This window comes from Pseudomonas sp. S2_A05 (assembly GCF_054668485.1).
In genome coordinates this window covers 2,370,194-2,387,719 of sequence record NZ_CP162775.1, presented here as the reverse complement: position 1 = coordinate 2,387,719, position 17,526 = coordinate 2,370,194, and the positions used below count along the sequence as shown (strand labels likewise).

The following is a 17,526-nucleotide window of genomic DNA, read 5'->3' as shown; positions in this document are numbered from 1 at the left end:
GCCTGAACCGCTGGCGCGCCGGGCCTTTTTCATGAGTACGGAGCGGGAGGTGTTACTGAACGGCTTCGATCTTTTTGATCAGATCTGCGTACTTCGCACCGTACTTTTCACGTACCGGAGCGGTGGCGTCGTAGAAGGGTTTCTTGTCAACGGTGATGAACTCGACGCCGGCGGCCTTGAGTTTTTCTTCACTGGCGGCGGACTTCTTGTCCCACAACACGCGTTCTTCAGCCTGGGCAGCCTTGGCCGCCGTTTTCACCATCTTCTGTTGATCCGGAGTGAGTCTTTCCCAGGTGATTTTCGACATCACGATCGGCTCTGGCAGGATCAGGTGACCGGTCAGGCTGTAGAACTTGGCGTTCTGGAAGTGGTTGTGTTCGAGCAGGGTCGGCGGGTTGTTTTCCGCGCCGTCGATCACGCCGGTTTGCAGGGCGCTGAAGATTTCGCCGGTGTCCATGGCGATGCCGTTACCGCCCATGGCGTTCATCATGTCGATGAACATCGGGTTGCCTTGTACGCGGATTTTCATGCCCTTGAGGTCTTCGAGCTTGCGCACCGGTTTCTTGGTGTAGATGTTGCGCGTGCCGCCGTCCATCCACGCCAGGGCCACCAATTTGAATTCGGAGTTGGTGATCTTGTCGAGAATCTCATCGCCCACCGGGCCATCGATGACGTTACGCATGTGTTGCTGGTCCCGGAAAATGAACGGCATGTTGAACACGTTCACATCCGGCACCACGGGGCCGACGATACCCAGGCTGACCCGGGACATCTGTATCGCGCCGACTTGCATCTGCTCGATGACTTCCTTCTCGGAACCGAGCACTCCGCCCGGGAAGTACTGGAAGGTCAGCTCGCCGTTGGTTTCCTTTTCAAGCGTTTTGCCCATGCTCTTTTCGGCCACCACAGTTGGGTAACCGTCTGGATGAATATCAGCGAATTTGAGTTTCATATCTGCCTGAGCGCCACCAGCAAAGGTGAACATCAGCGGGAGTGCAGCGGCGAGCAAGGTGCGTTTGAAGTTCATGGGGGGTGAGTCTCCAGTCTTGTTATTTTTGTGTTCAAGGCGCAGCGGTGCAGCAGAGGGTCTAAAGCAAATCGTTGAATTGCGGTTCGGCGAGGCCCTTGACGCCTGGCTTCAGGGCGAACACGCCGCCGGCCAGGGATTGCGGATCGTGGTCATCGCCGGGGCGAATCGAGGCGACAAACAAGGTGTCCAGGTTGCTGCCGCCGAAGGCACACATGGTCGGTTTCTTCACCGGTACTTCCAGTGAAAAATCCAGACGACCGTCCGGGGCGAAGCGGTGAATCAGGCCGGCGTCGTTGGCGCAGATCCAGTAGCAGCCTTCGGCATCCACGGCAGCGCCATCGGGGCGGCCGGGGAAGTGATTCATGTCGACGAAGATTCGGCGATTCGATGGCGTGCCGGTCTCGGTGTCGTAATCGAAGGCCCAGATCAGTTGCACGTTGGGGTGCGAATCCGACAGATACATGGTTTTGCCGTCGGGGCTGAAGGCGAGGCCGTTGGGTACGATGAAGCCATCCAGCTGCGCTTCGATCACGCCAGTCTGCCCGGCGCCGTAGCGATAGAGCCGGCCTTCAGGCGCGTTCTGGCCCATATTCAGCACCATGCTGCCCGCCCAGAAACGACCTTGGCGATCACAGCGACCGTCGTTGAGGCGCATGTCCGCGCGGCTGTGCCCGACGGTGGCGAGCAATTCGCTGTCGAGGCTGCCGTCGCTGTGCGGGTGCAGGCGATAGAAACCGCTTTCCATGCCGGCGACCCAGCCGCCACTGCGGTGGCGGCTGATGCAGGCGAGCATTTGCGGGGCTTTCCACGAGGCGACGTGCCCGGTGTCAGCGCTCCAGCGTTGCAGCCCGCCGTTGGGAATATCGACCCAGTACAGGGCGTTTTCCTGCGGCACCCAGACCGGGCTTTCACCGACCGCGTTGCGGGCGTCGACGATCAATTCGGCTTGCATACTCATTCCCATGGTTTTTATTGGAGGGGGATCAAGTCGAGCGATCAATCGCCAAACGGGCCTGCTGCGACGAAGGCGCCGCCCTGATAGATCCGCGCCGGATCATCGTCGGCTGGCATCGGTTGCGCTTCGACCTTGTCGCGGAACACTTCCGAGGTGTCCTTGGCTTCGAAACCGAGGTGGCTGGCGTAGCGGTTGTCCCACCAGACGTCTTTGTTGGCGGACATGCCGTAGACCACGGTGTGGCCGACATTTGGGGTGTACAGCGAGCGTTCGAGCAGTTGCGTGAGATCGTCGAAGCTCAGCCAGGTGTGCATCATCCGGCGGTTCTGCGGTTCGGGGAACGAGGAGCCGATGCGGATGCTGACGGTTTCGATACCGTAGCGATCGAAGTAGAAACTGGCCATGTCTTCGCCGTAGGACTTGGACAAGCCGTAGTAACCGTCGGGGCGGCGTGGAGATATGGCGTCGAGTTTCTCGTCCTGTTTGTAGAAACCGATGACGTGGTTGGAGCTGGCGAAGATCACCCGCTTCACACCGTGCTTGCGTGCCGCTTCGTAAATGTGGAACACGCCGCAGATGTTGGCGCCGAGGATTTCTTCGAACGGCCGCTCAACCGAAACGCCGCCGAAATGCAGGATCGCATCGACTCCTTCGACCAGTTGATGCACGGCTTGCTTGTCGGCGAGGTCGCAGAGCACGACTTCTTCGTGGTCATCGACGGCCGGGGCGAGGGCTGCAATGTCGGACAGGCGCAGCACCTTGGCATAAGGGCGCAGGCGTTCGCGCAGGACTTTGCCCAGGCCTCCGGCGGCACCGGTCAGCAGCAGGCGATTGAAAGGAGCGCGGGGGTAGAGGTAGACGTCATGGCAATCCCTGAACACATTGTTATTAGGTTTGTTGTAGGTTGTCGTATGACTGCGCTGAAGTATCGGTAGGGTTTCCGGATCTTGTCAACGCGACTTTTGGTGTAGATGACGGAAGGGGCGATTCATTTTTTCAACACCCGATACCTGCCTTGCAATGCAATCCCCTTGTGGGAGCGAGCCTGCTCGCGAAGGCGTTGTGCCAGTCAGAACAAGTCGACTGGTCCGGCGCTTTCGCGAGCAGGCTCGCTCCCACAGGGCAAACCGCCAACCGTTACAACAACGAAATCGGATAGCTGATAAAGATCCGGTTCTCGTCAAATTCGTTGGTGCTGAAGTCCCGGCGAATGGTCGCGTTGCGCCATTTCACGTTGAGGTTCTTCAGCGGGCCGCTCTGCACGGTGTAGGCCAGCTCCGATTCGCGGCCCCATTCCTTGCCGTCGTTGGTGGTGGCGGTGTGTACGTTATCGCCGCTGATATAGCGGTTCATCAGGGTCAGGCCAGGCACGCCCAGCGCAACGAAGTTGTAGTCGTGACGCACCTGCCAGGAGCGCTCTTTGGCGTTGTCATAACTGGCGTTGTAACTGTCGTTGGCCAGGGTGCCGCCGCTGGTGCCGTTGACGCGCATCCAGGCATCGTCGCCGGTGAGTTTCTGCAGGCCGACGTAGAAGGTGTTGCCACCATATTTCGCCGAGAGCAGGGCGAACGCGGTCTTGTTGTCGAGGTCGCCGGCCTGAGCGCTGCCGTCTTCCTTGCCGGTGAAGAAACCGAGGTTAGCGCCCAGCGTCCAGTCGCCCATCGGCTGGCTGTGGCTGAGGTTGAAATACTGCTGCTGATAGATGTCGGTGAGCTCGGCGTACCACACGCCGACCATCGTGCGTTTTTCGTTGAAGCTGTATTCGCCGCCGCCGAAGTTGAAGCGATCGGAGGTGAATGCACCGCGGCCGTTCATCGACATGTCTTCCATGCTCGCGTCGTTGCGCGGGCTGTTGCCACGGAACTGGCCGCCGTAAACGGTCAGGCCGTTGATCTCGGTGGACGTGATCTGGCCGCCGCGAAAGGTCTGCGGCAGGGAGCGGCCGTCGTCGGAGCGCAGGATCGGCAATACCGGCATCCATTCGCCGACCTTCAATTCGGTCTTCGAGACTTTGGCTTTCAGCGCCACGCCGAGGCGACCGAAATTGTCGGCCGGGCGACCGTCATCATGAATCGGCAACAACTGTGTACCGCCAGTGCCTTTGCCGCCATCGAGCTTTTGCGAATACAGCCCGAGCACATCGAGGCCGAAGCCGACGGTGCCTTGGGTGAAGCCGGATTTGGCGTCGAGAATGAAGCTCTGTGTCCACTCTTCAGCCTTGCCCTGCGGATAGGCCGGGTTGACGAAGTTGCGGTTGAAGTAGGCGTTGCGCAGGTTCAGCGTGGCTTTGCTGTCGTCGAGGAAGCCTTCGGCATCAGCGCTCATGGGCAGGGCCAGGGCTAGGCTGCTGCAACCGATCAGGCTGAGGGTCGAACGCGGCTTGAAATGGGCAAAACGTGAAGGGCGGACGGAATTGCGGGCGAGTGGGCTCACTGTGACGCTCCCTGGATCGTTTGTTGTTTTTATTATTTGTCATACGTCGTCGTACAACATCGATGCGGATATTTCCCAGATTTTCAGGGATTGTCAACTGGAAGTTATACGATGACCTCCCGTGCGACGCCGAACCCATGTGGGAGCGAGCCTGCTCGCGAATGCGGACTTTCAATCAATGAAGTTGTCGACTGACACAGCGCTTTCGCGAGCAGGCTCGCTCCCACAGGGTTCCTTGGTGTCTGTCGAGTCGTGTGTTGCCCGTGAAATTGCGGCAAACTTCCCTCACCCCCAGCACCAGGCCGCTCCATGGATAAATACGCCCCGCGCAACTGGCAACCCCACGAAAAGCCCAGCCTGCCCGGTTCTCCGTCGACACCGCTGCACTCCACGCCCAAGCGCCTGGCGTACGCGGCGGTTGGCGTGCTGGTGGCGGTGACCGGTGGATTAGGCAACTCGCTGGTGGTTGCCAACCTGCCTTACCTGCAAGGCTCGCTCGGCGCGACCACGGCGGAAATGGCCTGGTTGCCGGCGGCGTATGTGATGACCAACGTGTCGATGAACCTGCTGCTGGTGAAGTTTCGCCAGCAATTCGGCTTGCGCGCGTTCACCGAAGTGTTTCTGGTGCTGTATGCGCTGGTGACCTTCGGCCATTTGTTCGTCAACGATCTCAACTCGGCAGTGGCGGTGCGGGCTGCCCACGGCATGGTCGGTGCGGCGCTGAGCTCGCTGGGTCTGTATTACATGGTGCAGGCGTTCCCGGCGAAGTGGCGGCTCAAAGCGTTGGTACTCGGCCTCGGCACGTCGCAACTGGCGTTACCGCTGGCGCGGCTGTTTTCCGAAGACCTGTTGCAGATCGCCGAATGGCGCGGTCTGTACCTGTTCGAATTGGGCATGGCCCTGCTGTCACTCGGCTGTGTGTTGCTGCTGAAGCTGCCGCCCGGTGACCGCTTCAAGACCTTCGAAAAACTCGACTTCCTGACCTTCGCCATTCTCGCCACCGGTGTGGCGTTGTTGTGCGCGGTGCTGTCGCTGGGGCGCATCGACTGGTGGCTGGAGGCGGACTGGATCGGCGTGGCGCTGGCCTGTTCGATCGCGCTGATCATTATGGGCCTGGCCATTGAGCACAATCGCAGCAACCCGATGTTGATGACCCGCTGGCTGGGCAGCGGAACGATGATTCGCCTGGCGCTGGCGGTGACCCTGATTCGCATGGTCACCTCGGAGCAATCCACCGGCGCGGTCGGCTTCATGCAGAACCTGAACATGGGCTATGAGCAGTTGCACAGTCTGTATGTGGTGATGCTGATCGGCAGTATCGCCGGGCTTGCCACCAGCGCACTGACCATCGACCCCAAACACTTGCTGATGCCATTGATCATCTCGCTGGCGCTGATGGCCACCGGTTCGGTGATGGACAGTTTTTCCAACAACCTGACCCGCCCGCAAAATCTCTACTTCAGCCAGTTCCTGCTGGCGTTCGGCAGTACGTTTTTTCTCGGCCCGACCATGGTCTTCGGCACGCGTAACGTGCTGACCAATCCGCGCAACCTGGTGAGTTTTTCCGTGCTGTTCGGGATCTGCAATAACCTCGGCGGACTGCTCGGCGCGGCGTTGCTCGGCACTTTTCAGATCGTGCGGGAGAAGTACCATTCCAGCCACATCGTCGATCATCTGGTGATGTCCGACCCGTTGGTGGCCGCGCGGGTGCAGAGCGGCGGTTCGGCCTACGGCGGTTTGCTCGCCGACCCGAGCCTGCGCAATCTGGCCGGCATGCGCAGTCTCGCCAATGCGGCGACACGCGAAGCGAACGTGCTGGCCTATAACGATGTCTTCATGCTGATCGCGGTCATTGCCGTCCTGACCATGATCTGGCTTTCGATTCGCGCGTTGTGGCTGATGAGCACCACCAAAGCCATTGAACCGACACCTTCCGTACCACCCAGCGGTGCCACTTCTTCATGACCGAACCGACCACCACAACTACCAATGCCATTGCCGCCACGCCTGAAGGTGAGGCGCCGCCATCGTCACCCAATACCGCGCCGCGTTCGCTGCGGGTGCGGATCATTTCTTCGCTGGGCTTTGCCGCAATCGCCATCGTCGGTGTCCTGATCGTGCTGTATGCGTGGCAACTGCCGCCGTTCAGCAGTGCGGTCGAAACCACCGAAAACGCCTTGGTGCGCGGGCAGGTGACGATCATCGGCCCGCAGCTCAGCGGCTATGTGTTCGAGGTGCCGGTGCAGGACTTCCAGTACGTCAAGGCCGGGGATCTGCTGGTGCGTCTGGACGACCGCATTTATCAGCAACGCCTCGACCAGTCCCTGGCACAACTGGCAGTGCAGAAGGCCGGGCTGGCCAACGTCGTGCAGCAACGCAACAGCGCTGAAGCGACGATCAAATTGCGCCAGGCGGTGTTGGCCGACAGCCAGGCGCAGTTGCGCAAGAGCGAGGCCGATCTGCGGCGTAATCAGGAACTGGTGCGCGACGGCTCGGTGTCCAAACGCGAGTTCGACGTGACCCTTGCTGCCAACGCGCAGAGCACGGCTTCTGTGGCGCAGGCCAAGGCCAATCTGGAAATTGCCCGGCAGGATCTGCAAACGGTCATCGTCAATCGCGGCTCGCTGGAAGCCGCCGTGGCCAGTGCTGAAGCAGCGGTGCAACTGGCGCGGATCGATCTGTCGAACACGCGGATTGTCGCCCCGCGCGACGGCCAGCTCGGGCAGATCGGCGTGCGCCTCGGCGCCTACGTCAACTCCGGCGCGCAGTTGATGGCGTTGGTCCCGGACCAGAAATGGGTGATCGCCAACATGAAGGAAACCCAGATGGCCAACGTACGTGTCGGGCAACCGGTGCGCTTCACCGTCGACGCCTTGAACCACCGCAGATTCACCGGCCATGTGCAGCATATTTCGCCGGGCACCGGCTCGGAATTTGCCTTGCTGCAGGCCGACAACGCCACCGGCAACTTCGTCAAGATCGCCCAGCGCGTGCCGGTGCGCATCACCATCGATCCCGATCAGCAGGAAGCAGAACGCTTGCGGCCGGGGATGTCAGTTGTTGTCAGCATCGACACCGCCGCCGGCGACACCCAACCCCACTGATCAATGCATAACCCTGTGGGAGCGAGCCTGCTCGCGAAAGCGTCGTATCAGTAACATTTCTTTATCTGACACACCGCTTTCGCGAGCAGGCTCGCTCCCACAGGATTAGTGCTCACGGGGCTCTATTCATTCGGGCGAGGGGGTGACCCGGCAACTTTTGCGGTTGCGAATCTGCTCGTCGCTGGGCCTCTCGCGGACGAATTCGAAGCGCGGTTCGCCTTCGCTGTAATGCACCAGCCAGCCCCATTCCAGTTCGCTTTCGTCCTGTCCGGGATGTGGTGGCCGGGCCCACCAGGGTTCTTTGCTGAGGATCTCGCGCATGGCAGCCTCCGGTTGATGGCAATCCCTGAACTATAGCTTCCTGTCGCGAGTCGTCAGAACAGGCTGTGTAGAATCTGCGTGATCATGACGAACAGGGGGCAGGGCAATGATTGATGGGGTGCGCAAGGATGAACCTGCAAAGCGGCTGTTCTTTGCCCTGGATTGCCCGCCGGCGCAGCGCAAGGCAATCGCCCAGTGGCGCGCGGAGCTGGGCCTGCGCAGCGGCAAACCGGTGCCGGCGGATAACTTTCATCTGACTCTGCTGTTCCTCGGTGCGGTGCCGTTGGCGCAGATTCACGGCGTCTGCGAAGCAGCGGGCAGTGTGCGTATTCCGGGCGAAACGTTGCGTATTGAGCTGGATCGCTTGCAGGTCTGGCATCGCGCCGGTGTGCTGTCGCTGGCGCCCGAGCAGGCACCGCCGGCGCTGTTGCGCCTGGTTTACGCGCTGGAGCAGGCGATGCTGCCGTTCGGTTTTGAACAACCCACCCACGAGTTCCGTCCGCACTTGACGCTGGCCCGCGAGTACCGCGCGCCGGAGCCGGAAGCGCGCACGCCGCCGGAGTTCTTTCTGCGCCCTGAACGCTTCGGCTTATTCGAATCGCACAAGGGCCGCTATCGAGTTGTGCAGGACTGGCCGCTGATCTGAACGGACAAAAAAAGGCGCCCGAAGGCGCCTGCAAATTCACCCGAGCCGAGGGAGCCGGGTGAGGCCGTTCAGATCAGGGTGCAGCGGTGGTAAGGCGCTGCGTGAACGGAAATCTGGCAATGTCCGAATTCGATCGAAAACCTGTGGGAGCTGGCTTGCCAGCGATGGGGCCAGCGCATCTAGCGTCATCGTTGTCTGACCCACCGCCATCGCTGGCAAGCCAGCTCCCACAGGGTTTATCAGTGTTGACTGGTGTTTTTATTTACCGAGCTTCACCCGCGTCCAGCCGCGCGTCATGATCCGCTGCGTGGCAATTGGCTGATCCGGCACTGCATACAACGTCGCCATCACCGCTTGCGACGGATACGAGCCCGGTTCGTTGCGGATCGCTTCGTCCACCAATGGCGTGGCCGCTGCGTTGGCGTTGCTGTAGCCGATGCTGTTGGTGACTTCGGCGATGATGTCCGGGCGCATCAGGAAATCCATGAACAGGTAGGCGTTGTCGACGTTCGCCGCATCACGGGGGATGGCGACCATGTCGTAGAAACTGCCGGCGCCTTCCTTGGGAATGCTGTAGTCGATCACCACGTTGTTGCCCGATTCCACCGCGCGGGCCTTGGCCTGCAGGACGTCGCCGGAGTAACCGACCGCCACGCAGATGTTGCCGTTAGCCAGATCGGAGATGTACTTCGAGGAATGGAAGTACGCCACGTAAGGGCGGATTTTCATGAACAGCGCTTCGGCTTCGGCGATGTGCGCCTTGTCCTTGTCGTTCACCGGATAGCCCAGGTAGTGCAGGGCGGCCGGGAGCATCTCGGTCGGCGAATCGAGGAAGCTGATGCCGCAGGCTTTGAGTTTTTCCGCGTTCTCCGGTTTGAACAGCAAGTCCCAGGAGTTGGTCGGGGCGTTGGCGCCGAGCACTTCCTTGACCTTCGCCGGGTTGAAACCGATGCCGATCGAGCCCCACATGTACGGGAACGCATGCGCGTTGTCCGGATCACTGGCGGAAGCGTTTTTCAGCAATACCGGGTTGAGATTCTTCCAGTTCGGCAGCTTCGACTTGTCCAGCGGCTGGTAGACGCCGGCTTTGATCTGCTTGGCCAGAAAACTGTTCGACGGCACGACGATGTCATAGCCGGATTTGCCTGCGAGCAGGCGCGCTTCAAGGGTTTCGTTGCTGTCGAAGACGTCGTAGGTCACGCGAATGCCGGTCTCGTCTTCGAATTTCTTCACGGTGTCCGGCGCGATGTAATCGGACCAGTTGTAAACACGCAGCACCTTGTCGTTGGCCTGGGCGCCCATGACCATCGCGCCCATTAAGGACAGTGTCAGCAGAGTCCTGCCAAACATTTTCATCGGTACAACTCCCTTCTTCTTATTCAAAAACACAAAAGCTCGGTGCACTTGAACCTTGTGGCGAGGGGATTTATCCCCGCTCGGCTGCGTAGCAGTCGCAAAACCTGAATACGGAGTCTTCAGGTAGAACTGCAGGGGCCGCTTCGCAGCCCAACGGGGATAAATCCCCTCGCCACAGTTGTTCATCGGTGTTGCTCAGGCAGTCGCCGTTGCCGGTTGCTGCCACGACTCGTTCGCGGTCTGATCCATCGCTTCCTGAATCGCCCGTTTGCGGTTGGCCTCTGCCTTGCGGCCGAAATACCAGACGAGGAAAGTCACCAGCGATACCGCCAGTAGAATCAGGCTGGCCACGGCGTTGATCTCGGGTTTAACGCCCAGGCGCACCGCCGAGAACACTTCCATCGGCAGCGTCGTCGAGCCCGGCCCGGAAACGAAACTCGCCAGCACCAGATCGTCCAGCGACAAGGCAAACGACATCATTCCGCCGGCGGCCAGCGACGGCGCGATCATGGGAATGGTGATCAGGAAAAACACCTTGAATGGTTTGGCGCCGAGGTCCATCGCCGCTTCTTCGATCGACAGATCCAGCTCGCGAAGGCGCGCGGAGACTACCACCGCGACATAGGCTGCACAAAACGTGGTGTGGGCGATCCAGATGGTGACGATGCCGCGCTCCTGCGGCCAGCCGATCAGTTGCGCCATCGCCACGAACAGCAGCAACAGCGACAGACCGGTGATCACTTCCGGCATCACCAACGGCGCGGTCACCAGACCACCAAACAGCGTGCGGCCCTTGAAGCGCGTCACCCGCGTCAGCACGAACGCCGCCAGCGTCCCCAGTGCCACAGCGGCAATCGCGGTGTAGCAGGCGATCTCCAGCGAGCGCAGCACCGAGCCCATCAGTTGCGTGTTGTCGAGCAGGCCGACATACCACTTCACTGACCAGCCACCCCACACCGTCACCAGCTTCGAGGCGTTGAACGAGTAGATCACCAGAATCAGCATCGGCAGATAAATGAACATCAAGCCGAAGATCAGCATGAACTTGGAAAAGTTGAAGCGTTTCATCCCCGTGCCTCCATCTCTTTGGCCTGGCTGCGGTTGAACAGCAGAATCGGCACAATCAGGATCAACAGCATCACCACCGCCAGCGCGGAAGCCACCGGCCAGTCGCGGTTATTGAAGAACTCCTGCCACAGCACGCGACCGATCATCAGCGTCTCCGGGCCACCCAGCAGTTCCGGAATCACGAACTCGCCGACCACTGGAATGAACACCAACATGCAGCCCGCGATGATGCCGTTCTTGGCCAGCGGCACGGTGATCTTCCAGAAGTTGTTGAAGTTACTCGAGCCCAGATCCTGCGCGGCTTCCAGCAGGCTGTTGTCGTGCTTGACGAGGTTGGCGTAGAGCGGCAGAACCATGAACGGCAGATAGGCGTAAACCACACCGATATAGACGGCAGTGTTGGTGTTGAGGATCTCGATCGGGTGGTCAGTGAGTCCGGTCCACATCAGAAATCCGTTGAGCAACCCGTTGTTGCTGAGGATGCCCATCCACGCATACACGCGGATCAGGATCGCCGTCCAGGTCGGCATCATGATCAACAGCAGCAGGACGTTTTGCGTTTCCTTGCCGGTCTTGGTGATCGCGTACGCCATCGGGAAACCGATCACCAGGCACATCAGCGTGCTCAATGCCGCGACCTTCAGCGAGCCGAGATATGCCGACAGGTACAGCTCGTCTTCGCCGAGCAGGGTGTAGTTGCCGATGTTCAGCAGCAGCTGGAATTTCTGTTCGGCGAAGGTGTAGATCTCCGAGTACGGCGGGATCGACAGCGCGGCTTCCGAGAAGCTGATCTTCATCACCAGAAAGAACGGCAGCATGAAGAACAGGAACAGCCAGATGAACGGAATGCCGATCACCAGTTTTCGTCCGCTGGGCACCAGGCGCAAGAATTGCTGATTGAAAGTTCTCATGAGCGCAGCACCACGCCGCTGTCGTCTTCCCACCAGACGTAGACCTTGTCGTCCCAGGTCGGCCGCGCGCCACGCCGCTCGGCATTGGCCATGAACGACTGGACGATCTTGCCGCCGGGCAGCTCGACGTAGAACACCGAGTGGCCGCCGAGGTAGGCGATGTCATGCACCTTGCCTTCGGACCAGTTGTAGCGGAACTCCGGCTGGGTGGTGCTGACGAGCATTTTCTCCGGGCGGATGGCGTAGGTGATCGACTTGTCCTGCACCGAGGTGCTGACGCCGTGACCGACATAGATCTTCTGCTGCAAGTCGGGGCTGTGAATGATCGCGTGGCCTTCCAGATCTTCCACCACAGTGCCGTCGAAGGCGTTCACGTTGCCGATGAATTCGCAGACCATGCGGCTGACCGGCGCTTCATAAATGTCCACCGGGCTGCCGATCTGCGCGATCCAGCCCAGGTGCATGATCGCTATGCGCTGGGCCATGGTCATGGCTTCTTCCTGGTCGTGGGTGACCATGACGCAGGTCACGCCGACGCGCTCGATGATCTCCACCAGCTCCAGTTGCATCTGCGAACGCAGCTTTTTATCCAGCGCGCCCATCGGCTCGTCGAGCAGCAACAGTTTCGGCCGTTTGGCCAACGAGCGGGCGAGGGCCACGCGCTGACGCTGGCCGCCGGACAACTGGTGCGGGCGGCGCTTGGCGTATTGGGTCATGTGCACCAGCCGCAGCATTTCTTCGACGCGGGCATCGATTTCGCTGGCCGGCAAACGATCCTGCTTGAGGCCGAAGGCAATGTTCTGCGCCACGGTCATGTGCGGGAACAGCGCGTAGGACTGGAACATCATGTTGATCGGCCGCTCGTACGGCGGCATGTCGGTGATGTCCACGCCATCGAGCAGAATCCGCCCCTCGGTCGGCCGCTCGAAACCGGCGAGCATGCGCAGCAGCGTCGATTTGCCCGAACCGGAACCGCCCAGCAGCGCGAAGATTTCGCCCTGATGGATCTCCAGGGACACATCGTCCACGGCCACGGTTTCGTCGAACTTCTTGGTGACACGATCGACTTTCACCAGCACCTTTTTCGGTTGCTGATGACCTTCGAGTGCCTTGCGGTAAGTGCTGGAGGCGTTTGCCATGTGAAACTCCCAACAGGTGTCGTGTGCCTGGCCAATGTGGCCGGGCTTAAGTGGATTGCGGAACGGTCCGGAATGCCTGTCAGCTGGCGCAGAACCTGTGGGAGCGAGCCTGCTCGCGAATACGGAGTGTCAGTCGACATCATCGTTTGCTGATACACCGCTTTCGCGAGCAGGCTCGCTCCCACAGGGGATATGCGTTGACCTGAGTGGCCTTTGTCCGTACCGATCCGGCTTGTTCGGCGCCGCCGTCCTGGCTGCCTGGGTCGTACTTGTTGTTATTACGGGTGTCGCTGTTCACGAATGACGGATGTGCGCAGGCACACCCGACGTCCGTGGGGGCAGTAAATCGTTATGGATTCTTGGGTTGAGTCAGCGTTGGTTGCGCTTCGCCGCCCGTTGCCGGCACGCTGCGCCGAACGTCTGGAAAATCTTCAGGTAGTTCGGGTTGTCCAGCACTTGCCATTCCGGGTGCCATTGCACGCCGAGGGCGAAGGTCGGGCTGTGCTCGACCGAGATCGCCTCGATCAAACCGTCCGGCGCCACGGCTTCAGCACGCAGGCCGGGAGCGAGGCGGTCGATGCCTTGGCTGTGAATCGAATTGACCTGAAATTTGTCGGGCAGCCCCAACGCTTCGAACACGCCGCCAGCGATCACGCTGACCGCATGGGCCGGTGCATATTGCACGGCCACATCCGGGCTGTCGGCTTCGCGGTGGTCGAGCATGCCGGGCAGCTCATGCACCTTTTGATGAAGGCTGCCGCCGAACGCCACATTCATCTCCTGGAAACCACGGCAGATGCCGAGCACCGGAACGCCCGCCGCGATGGCTGCACGCAATAAAGGAAGGGTGGTGGCGTCGCGGGCCGGATCGTGATCCGTGCCGGGGGCGCTGGCCGGGCCTTGATAGTGGAAGGGCTCCACGTTCGAGGGCGAGCCGGTAAGCAAAAAACCGTCGAGTTGACCGAGCAGGTCTTCGATTTCAGTCAAGTTGCCGAGGGAAGGAATGACCACTGGCAACCCTTCAGCGCCAACGCTGACAGCACGTACGTACTTGTCGCCGCTGATGTGATAGGGGTGCAGGCCAATCTGTTTGACGCACGCAGTAACGCCGATCAATGGCTTGAATGCCATTTTTATTCACCTCGAAGTCTGTCACTTGAACGAGCTTTTCCGGAGCTTAGCCTCGTTGATTTTAATTAACAACTGTCATGTAAAAAATTCTAAACGCCGTTCATCAAATCGCTTAGGTTTACCGGGATTTTCCGGCGGATATGGCTCGAGAGTGTTAAGAAAAGCCCGAAAAATAAAGGCTGCAGGGCAGGGTGTTCGCTATTGACTTCACTTTGCCTTTCGGATTGACTGGCTGCGCAACACGGTGGTGAACATAATAATTAACAGCTAAATAGGTGCATCATGTCGGTCCCTCTGCGTACCGTTCAACTCAACGAAGCCAACGCATTCCTTAAGAAATATCCTGAGGTTTTGTACGTCGACCTTCTGATTGCGGATATGAACGGTGTGGTGCGCGGCAAGCGCATCGAACGCACCAGTCTTCATAAGGTGTACGAAAAAGGCATCAACCTGCCGGCGTCGCTCTTTGCGCTGGACATCAACGGCTCGACGGTGGAAAGCACCGGTCTGGGCCTGGATATCGGCGATGCCGATCGCATCTGCTACCCGATCCCCGGCACCCTGAGCATCGAGCCGTGGCAAAAACGCCCGACCGCTCAACTGCTGATGACCATGCACGAGATCGAAGGTCAGCCGTTCTTCGCCGACCCGCGTGAAGTACTGGCCAACGTTGTGCGCAAATTCGACGACCTCGGCCTGACCATCTGCGCGGCGTTCGAACTCGAGTTCTACCTGATCGACCAGGACAACGTGAATGGCCGTCCGCAATCGCCACGTTCACCGGTATCCGGTAAGCGTCCGGTGTCGACCCAGGTTTACCTGATCGACGATCTCGACGAATACGTCGATTGCCTGCAAGACATCCTTGAAGGCGCGAAAGAGCAGGGCATCCCGGCGGATGCCATCGTCAAGGAGAGCGCCCCGGCGCAGTTCGAAGTCAACCTGCATCACGTCTCCGACCCGATCAAGGCGTGCGATTACGCGGTCCTGCTCAAGCGTCTGGTGAAGAACATCGCCTACGACCACGAGATGGACACGACTTTCATGGCCAAGCCTTATCCGGGCCAGGCCGGCAATGGTTTGCACGTGCACATCTCGATTCTGGACAAAGAAAGCAACAACATCTTCGCCAGCGAGGATCCCGAGCAGAACGCCGCACTGCGTCACGCGATCGGCGGTGTGCTCGAGACCCTGCCGGCGCAAATGGCGTTTCTCTGCCCGAACGTCAACTCGTACCGCCGCTTCGGCGCACAGTTCTATGTGCCGAACTCGCCGAGCTGGGGCATCGACAACCGCACCGTGGCCGTGCGCGTGCCGACCGGTTCAGCGGACGCCGTGCGCATCGAGCACCGCGTCGCCGGTGCCGATGCCAACCCGTACCTGCTGATGGCGTCGGTGCTGGCCGGTATCCACCACGGGCTTACCAACCAGATCGAGCCAGGCGCCCCGGTCGAAGGTAATAGCTACGAGCAGAACGAGCAGAGCCTGCCGAACAACCTGCGCGACGCCTTGCGCGAGCTCGACGACAGCGAAGTCATGGCGCGCTACATCGACCCGATGTACATCGACGTATTCGTCGCGTGCAAGGAAAGCGAGCTGGCCGAGTTCGAGAACTCGATTTCTGACCTTGAGTACAACTGGTATCTGCATACGGTCTGAAGATCAAAAGCCCCTCACCCTAACCCTCTCCCGGAGGGGAGAGGGGACTGACCGCGTCGTCTGGAGATATCCGGCGACCTGAACGATCCAGTCGATGATGGATTCGGCAAAGATTTTTCAGGTCGGCGCAGTTACCAGACATCCCCCGATCGGTCCCCTCTCCCTCTGGGAGAGGGCTAGGGTGAGGGCAGCGATTCCCGGCCAGACAAAGCAACCAGACCAACCCCCAAATTCCCCCTTGTCGAGCTCAAAACAATGACCACAATCCGCAACGACTGGGAACAACGCTTCCAGTCTCTGTCCATCGAATCCCGCGCCTTCATCAACGGTGAATATCGCCCGGCGATCAGCGGCGACACCTTCGAATGCCTGAGCCCGGTCGACGGCCGCTTTCTTGCCGCCGTCGCCAGCACCGATGAAGCCGATGCCAACCTGGCCGTCGAAGCCGCGCGCCAGTCCTTCAACTCCGGCATCTGGGCGAAAAAAGCCCCGGCCGAGCGCAAGCGCGTGCTGATCCGCTTCGCCGATCTGATCCTGCAGCACCAGGAAGAACTGGCACTGCTGGAAACCCTCGACATGGGCAAGCCGATCAGCGATTCGATGAGCATCGACATCCCGGCGACCGCCAACGCGATCCGCTGGAGCGCCGAGGCCATCGACAAGATTTACGACGAAGTCGCCGCCACCCCGCACGACCAACTTGGCCTCGTCACCCGTGAGCCCTCGGGTGTGGTCGCGGCGATCGTGCCGTGGAATTTCCCGCTGATCATGGCCAGCTGGAAGTTCGCCCCGGCGCTGGCGGCGGGTAACTCGTTCATCCTCAAACCTTCGGAAAAATCACCGCTGACCGCCATCCGCATCGCGCAACTGGCGCTGGAGGCGGGCATTCCAAAGGGCGTGTTCAACGTGCTGCCGGGCTACGGCCACACCGTCGGCAAGGCACTGGCGTTGCACATGGACGTCGACGTGCTGGCCTTCACCGGCTCCACGGCGATCGCCAAGCAACTGATGATCTACGCGGGCCAAAGCAACATGAAACGCGTCTGGCTTGAGGCTGGCGGCAAAAGCCCGAACGTGGTGTTCGCCGACGCACCGGATCTGCGCGCAGCTGCTCAAGCGGCGGCCAGTGCCATCGCCTTCAACCAGGGCGAAGTCTGCACTGCCGGCTCGCGTCTGCTGGTCGAGCGCTCGATTCGCGAACAGTTCATCCCGCTGCTGGTGGAAGCCTTGCAAGCCTGGAAACCGGGGCATGCACTGGATCCGGCGACCACCGTCGGCGCCGTGGTCGACCAGCGTCAACTGGACAACGTCCTGCGCTACATCAGCATCGGCCGCGAGCAGGGCGCCGAGTTGATTGCCGGCGGTCAACGCACCCTCGAAGAAACCGGCGGCCTCTACGTGCAGCCAGCGATTTTCGACGGCGTGACCAATGCGATGACCATCGCTCAGGAAGAAATCTTCGGCCCGGTGCTGTCGCTGATCACCTTCGACACTGCCGAAGAAGCCCTGCAGATCGCCAACGACAGCATCTTCGGCCTCGCCGCCGGGGTGTGGACCAGCAACCTGAGCAAGGCGCACACCTTCGCCCGCGGCCTGCGCGCCGGCAGCGTCTGGGTCAACCAGTACGACGGCGGCGACATGACCGCGCCATTCGGTGGCTTCAAGCAATCGGGCAACGGTCGCGACAAATCGCTGCATGCGTTCGACAAGTACACCGAACTGAAAGCGACCTGGATCAAGCTCTGACTCTTTTACAGCGGCGGCCGCCCCTGG

General features: G+C 60.3%; 15 protein-coding genes. 5 read left to right on the top strand and 10 right to left on the bottom strand.

Features of this window, described 5'->3' with window-relative positions; translation table 11 throughout:
- Positions 1 to 52: 52 nt before the first annotated feature.
- The 4 genes from AB4O12_RS10860 to AB4O12_RS10845 form a co-directional block, all read right to left on the bottom strand.
- Positions 53 to 1,027, bottom strand: coding sequence for a TRAP transporter substrate-binding protein (locus tag AB4O12_RS10860; protein ID WP_150634991.1), 975 nt, complete (start codon positions 1,025 to 1,027; stop codon positions 53 to 55).
- Between the two features lie 61 nt (positions 1,028 to 1,088).
- Positions 1,089 to 1,982 carry an SMP-30/gluconolactonase/LRE family protein gene (locus AB4O12_RS10855; protein WP_460061856.1) on the bottom strand — a complete coding sequence of 298 codons (894 nt, stop codon included), beginning with the start codon at positions 1,980 to 1,982 and terminating at the stop codon, positions 1,089 to 1,091.
- Positions 1,983 to 2,026: 44 nt separating this feature from the next.
- On the bottom strand, positions 2,027 to 2,866 hold the full coding sequence (locus AB4O12_RS10850) for an NAD-dependent epimerase/dehydratase family protein (protein ID WP_460061853.1): 840 nt from the start codon (positions 2,864 to 2,866) through the stop codon (positions 2,027 to 2,029).
- 256 nt (positions 2,867 to 3,122) lie between these two features.
- Positions 3,123 to 4,418, bottom strand: coding sequence for an OprD family porin (locus AB4O12_RS10845; protein ID WP_016775185.1), 1,296 nt, complete (start codon positions 4,416 to 4,418; stop codon positions 3,123 to 3,125).
- A gap of 309 nt (positions 4,419 to 4,727) precedes the next feature.
- Here AB4O12_RS10845 and AB4O12_RS10840 point away from each other — a divergent pair, with 309 nt between their 5' ends.
- Positions 4,728 to 6,383: an MFS transporter gene (locus tag AB4O12_RS10840; RefSeq protein ID WP_056789076.1), complete on the top strand. Its 1,656-nt coding sequence runs from the start codon at positions 4,728 to 4,730 to the stop codon at positions 6,381 to 6,383.
- Positions 6,380 to 7,522, top strand: coding sequence for an HlyD family secretion protein (locus tag AB4O12_RS10835; RefSeq protein ID WP_041480937.1), 1,143 nt, complete (start codon positions 6,380 to 6,382; stop codon positions 7,520 to 7,522). The genes AB4O12_RS10840 and AB4O12_RS10835 overlap by 4 nt, the downstream gene beginning before the upstream one ends.
- A 126-nt stretch (positions 7,523 to 7,648) precedes the next feature.
- Here AB4O12_RS10835 and AB4O12_RS10830 read toward each other — a convergent pair whose 3' ends face one another.
- Positions 7,649 to 7,843, bottom strand: coding sequence for a hypothetical protein (locus AB4O12_RS10830; protein ID WP_024013337.1), 195 nt, complete (start codon positions 7,841 to 7,843; stop codon positions 7,649 to 7,651).
- 106 nt (positions 7,844 to 7,949) lie between these two features.
- On the opposite strand from AB4O12_RS10830, the gene thpR reads away from it, so the two are divergent.
- The gene (gene thpR, locus AB4O12_RS10825) at positions 7,950 to 8,489 is read left to right on the top strand and encodes an RNA 2',3'-cyclic phosphodiesterase (RefSeq protein WP_305381020.1); all 540 of its coding nucleotides are present in this window, start codon (positions 7,950 to 7,952) and stop codon (positions 8,487 to 8,489) included.
- A 258-nt stretch (positions 8,490 to 8,747) separates the two neighbouring features.
- Here thpR and AB4O12_RS10820 read toward each other — a convergent pair whose 3' ends face one another.
- The 5 genes from AB4O12_RS10820 to AB4O12_RS10800 form a co-directional block, all read right to left on the bottom strand.
- On the bottom strand, positions 8,748 to 9,845 hold the full coding sequence (locus AB4O12_RS10820; RefSeq protein ID WP_024013335.1) for a polyamine ABC transporter substrate-binding protein: 1,098 nt from the start codon (positions 9,843 to 9,845) through the stop codon (positions 8,748 to 8,750).
- A 195-nt stretch (positions 9,846 to 10,040) separates the two neighbouring features.
- A complete protein-coding gene (locus tag AB4O12_RS10815; RefSeq protein WP_056789082.1) occupies positions 10,041 to 10,913 on the bottom strand; it encodes an ABC transporter permease subunit in 873 nt (290 codons plus the stop codon).
- Positions 10,910 to 11,824 (bottom strand): ABC transporter permease subunit, encoded by a 915-nt coding sequence (locus tag AB4O12_RS10810; protein ID WP_024013334.1) that lies wholly within the window; start codon positions 11,822 to 11,824, stop codon positions 10,910 to 10,912. The genes AB4O12_RS10815 and AB4O12_RS10810 overlap by 4 nt, the downstream gene beginning before the upstream one ends.
- Entirely contained in the window at positions 11,821 to 12,963 is a 1,143-nt protein-coding gene (locus AB4O12_RS10805; RefSeq protein ID WP_039763289.1) for an ABC transporter ATP-binding protein, read from the bottom strand. The genes AB4O12_RS10810 and AB4O12_RS10805 overlap by 4 nt, the downstream gene beginning before the upstream one ends.
- Positions 12,964 to 13,332: 369 nt before the next feature.
- Positions 13,333 to 14,094 (bottom strand): gamma-glutamyl-gamma-aminobutyrate hydrolase family protein, encoded by a 762-nt coding sequence (locus AB4O12_RS10800; RefSeq protein ID WP_375122346.1) that lies wholly within the window; start codon positions 14,092 to 14,094, stop codon positions 13,333 to 13,335.
- 282 nt (positions 14,095 to 14,376) lie between these two features.
- On the opposite strand from AB4O12_RS10800, the gene AB4O12_RS10795 reads away from it, so the two are divergent.
- Complete coding sequence (locus AB4O12_RS10795) at positions 14,377 to 15,753, top strand: glutamine synthetase family protein (RefSeq protein WP_460061846.1); 1,377 nt, start codon at positions 14,377 to 14,379, stop codon at positions 15,751 to 15,753.
- Between the two features lie 255 nt (positions 15,754 to 16,008).
- Positions 16,009 to 17,499, top strand: coding sequence for an aldehyde dehydrogenase (locus AB4O12_RS10790; protein ID WP_460061843.1), 1,491 nt, complete (start codon positions 16,009 to 16,011; stop codon positions 17,497 to 17,499).
- Positions 17,500 to 17,526 lie beyond the last annotated feature (27 nt).

Bases quoted from the DNA above. Each gene is read 5' to 3' on its own strand.
- AB4O12_RS10815 (WP_056789082.1), bottom strand. From the start codon at position 10,913: ATGAAACGCTTCAACTTTTCCAAGTTCATGCTGATCTTCGGCTTGATG.
- AB4O12_RS10805 (WP_039763289.1), bottom strand. From the start codon at position 12,963: ATGGCAAACGCCTCCAGCACTTACCGCAAGGCACTCGAAGGTCATCAG.
- thpR (WP_305381020.1), top strand. From the start codon at position 7,950: ATGATTGATGGGGTGCGCAAGGATGAACCTGCAAAGCGGCTGTTCTTT.
- AB4O12_RS10860 (WP_150634991.1), bottom strand. From the start codon at position 1,027: ATGAACTTCAAACGCACCTTGCTCGCCGCTGCACTCCCGCTGATGTTC.
- AB4O12_RS10800 (WP_375122346.1), bottom strand. From the start codon at position 14,094: ATGGCATTCAAGCCATTGATCGGCGTTACTGCGTGCGTCAAACAGATT.
- AB4O12_RS10820 (WP_024013335.1), bottom strand. From the start codon at position 9,845: ATGAAAATGTTTGGCAGGACTCTGCTGACACTGTCCTTAATGGGCGCG.
- AB4O12_RS10795 (WP_460061846.1), top strand. From the start codon at position 14,377: ATGTCGGTCCCTCTGCGTACCGTTCAACTCAACGAAGCCAACGCATTC.
- AB4O12_RS10790 (WP_460061843.1), top strand. From the start codon at position 16,009: ATGACCACAATCCGCAACGACTGGGAACAACGCTTCCAGTCTCTGTCC.
- AB4O12_RS10830 (WP_024013337.1), bottom strand. From the start codon at position 7,843: ATGCGCGAGATCCTCAGCAAAGAACCCTGGTGGGCCCGGCCACCACAT.
- AB4O12_RS10810 (WP_024013334.1), bottom strand. From the start codon at position 11,824: ATGAGAACTTTCAATCAGCAATTCTTGCGCCTGGTGCCCAGCGGACGA.
- AB4O12_RS10840 (WP_056789076.1), top strand. From the start codon at position 4,728: ATGGATAAATACGCCCCGCGCAACTGGCAACCCCACGAAAAGCCCAGC.
- AB4O12_RS10835 (WP_041480937.1), top strand. From the start codon at position 6,380: ATGACCGAACCGACCACCACAACTACCAATGCCATTGCCGCCACGCCT.
- AB4O12_RS10855 (WP_460061856.1), bottom strand. From the start codon at position 1,982: ATGCAAGCCGAATTGATCGTCGACGCCCGCAACGCGGTCGGTGAAAGC.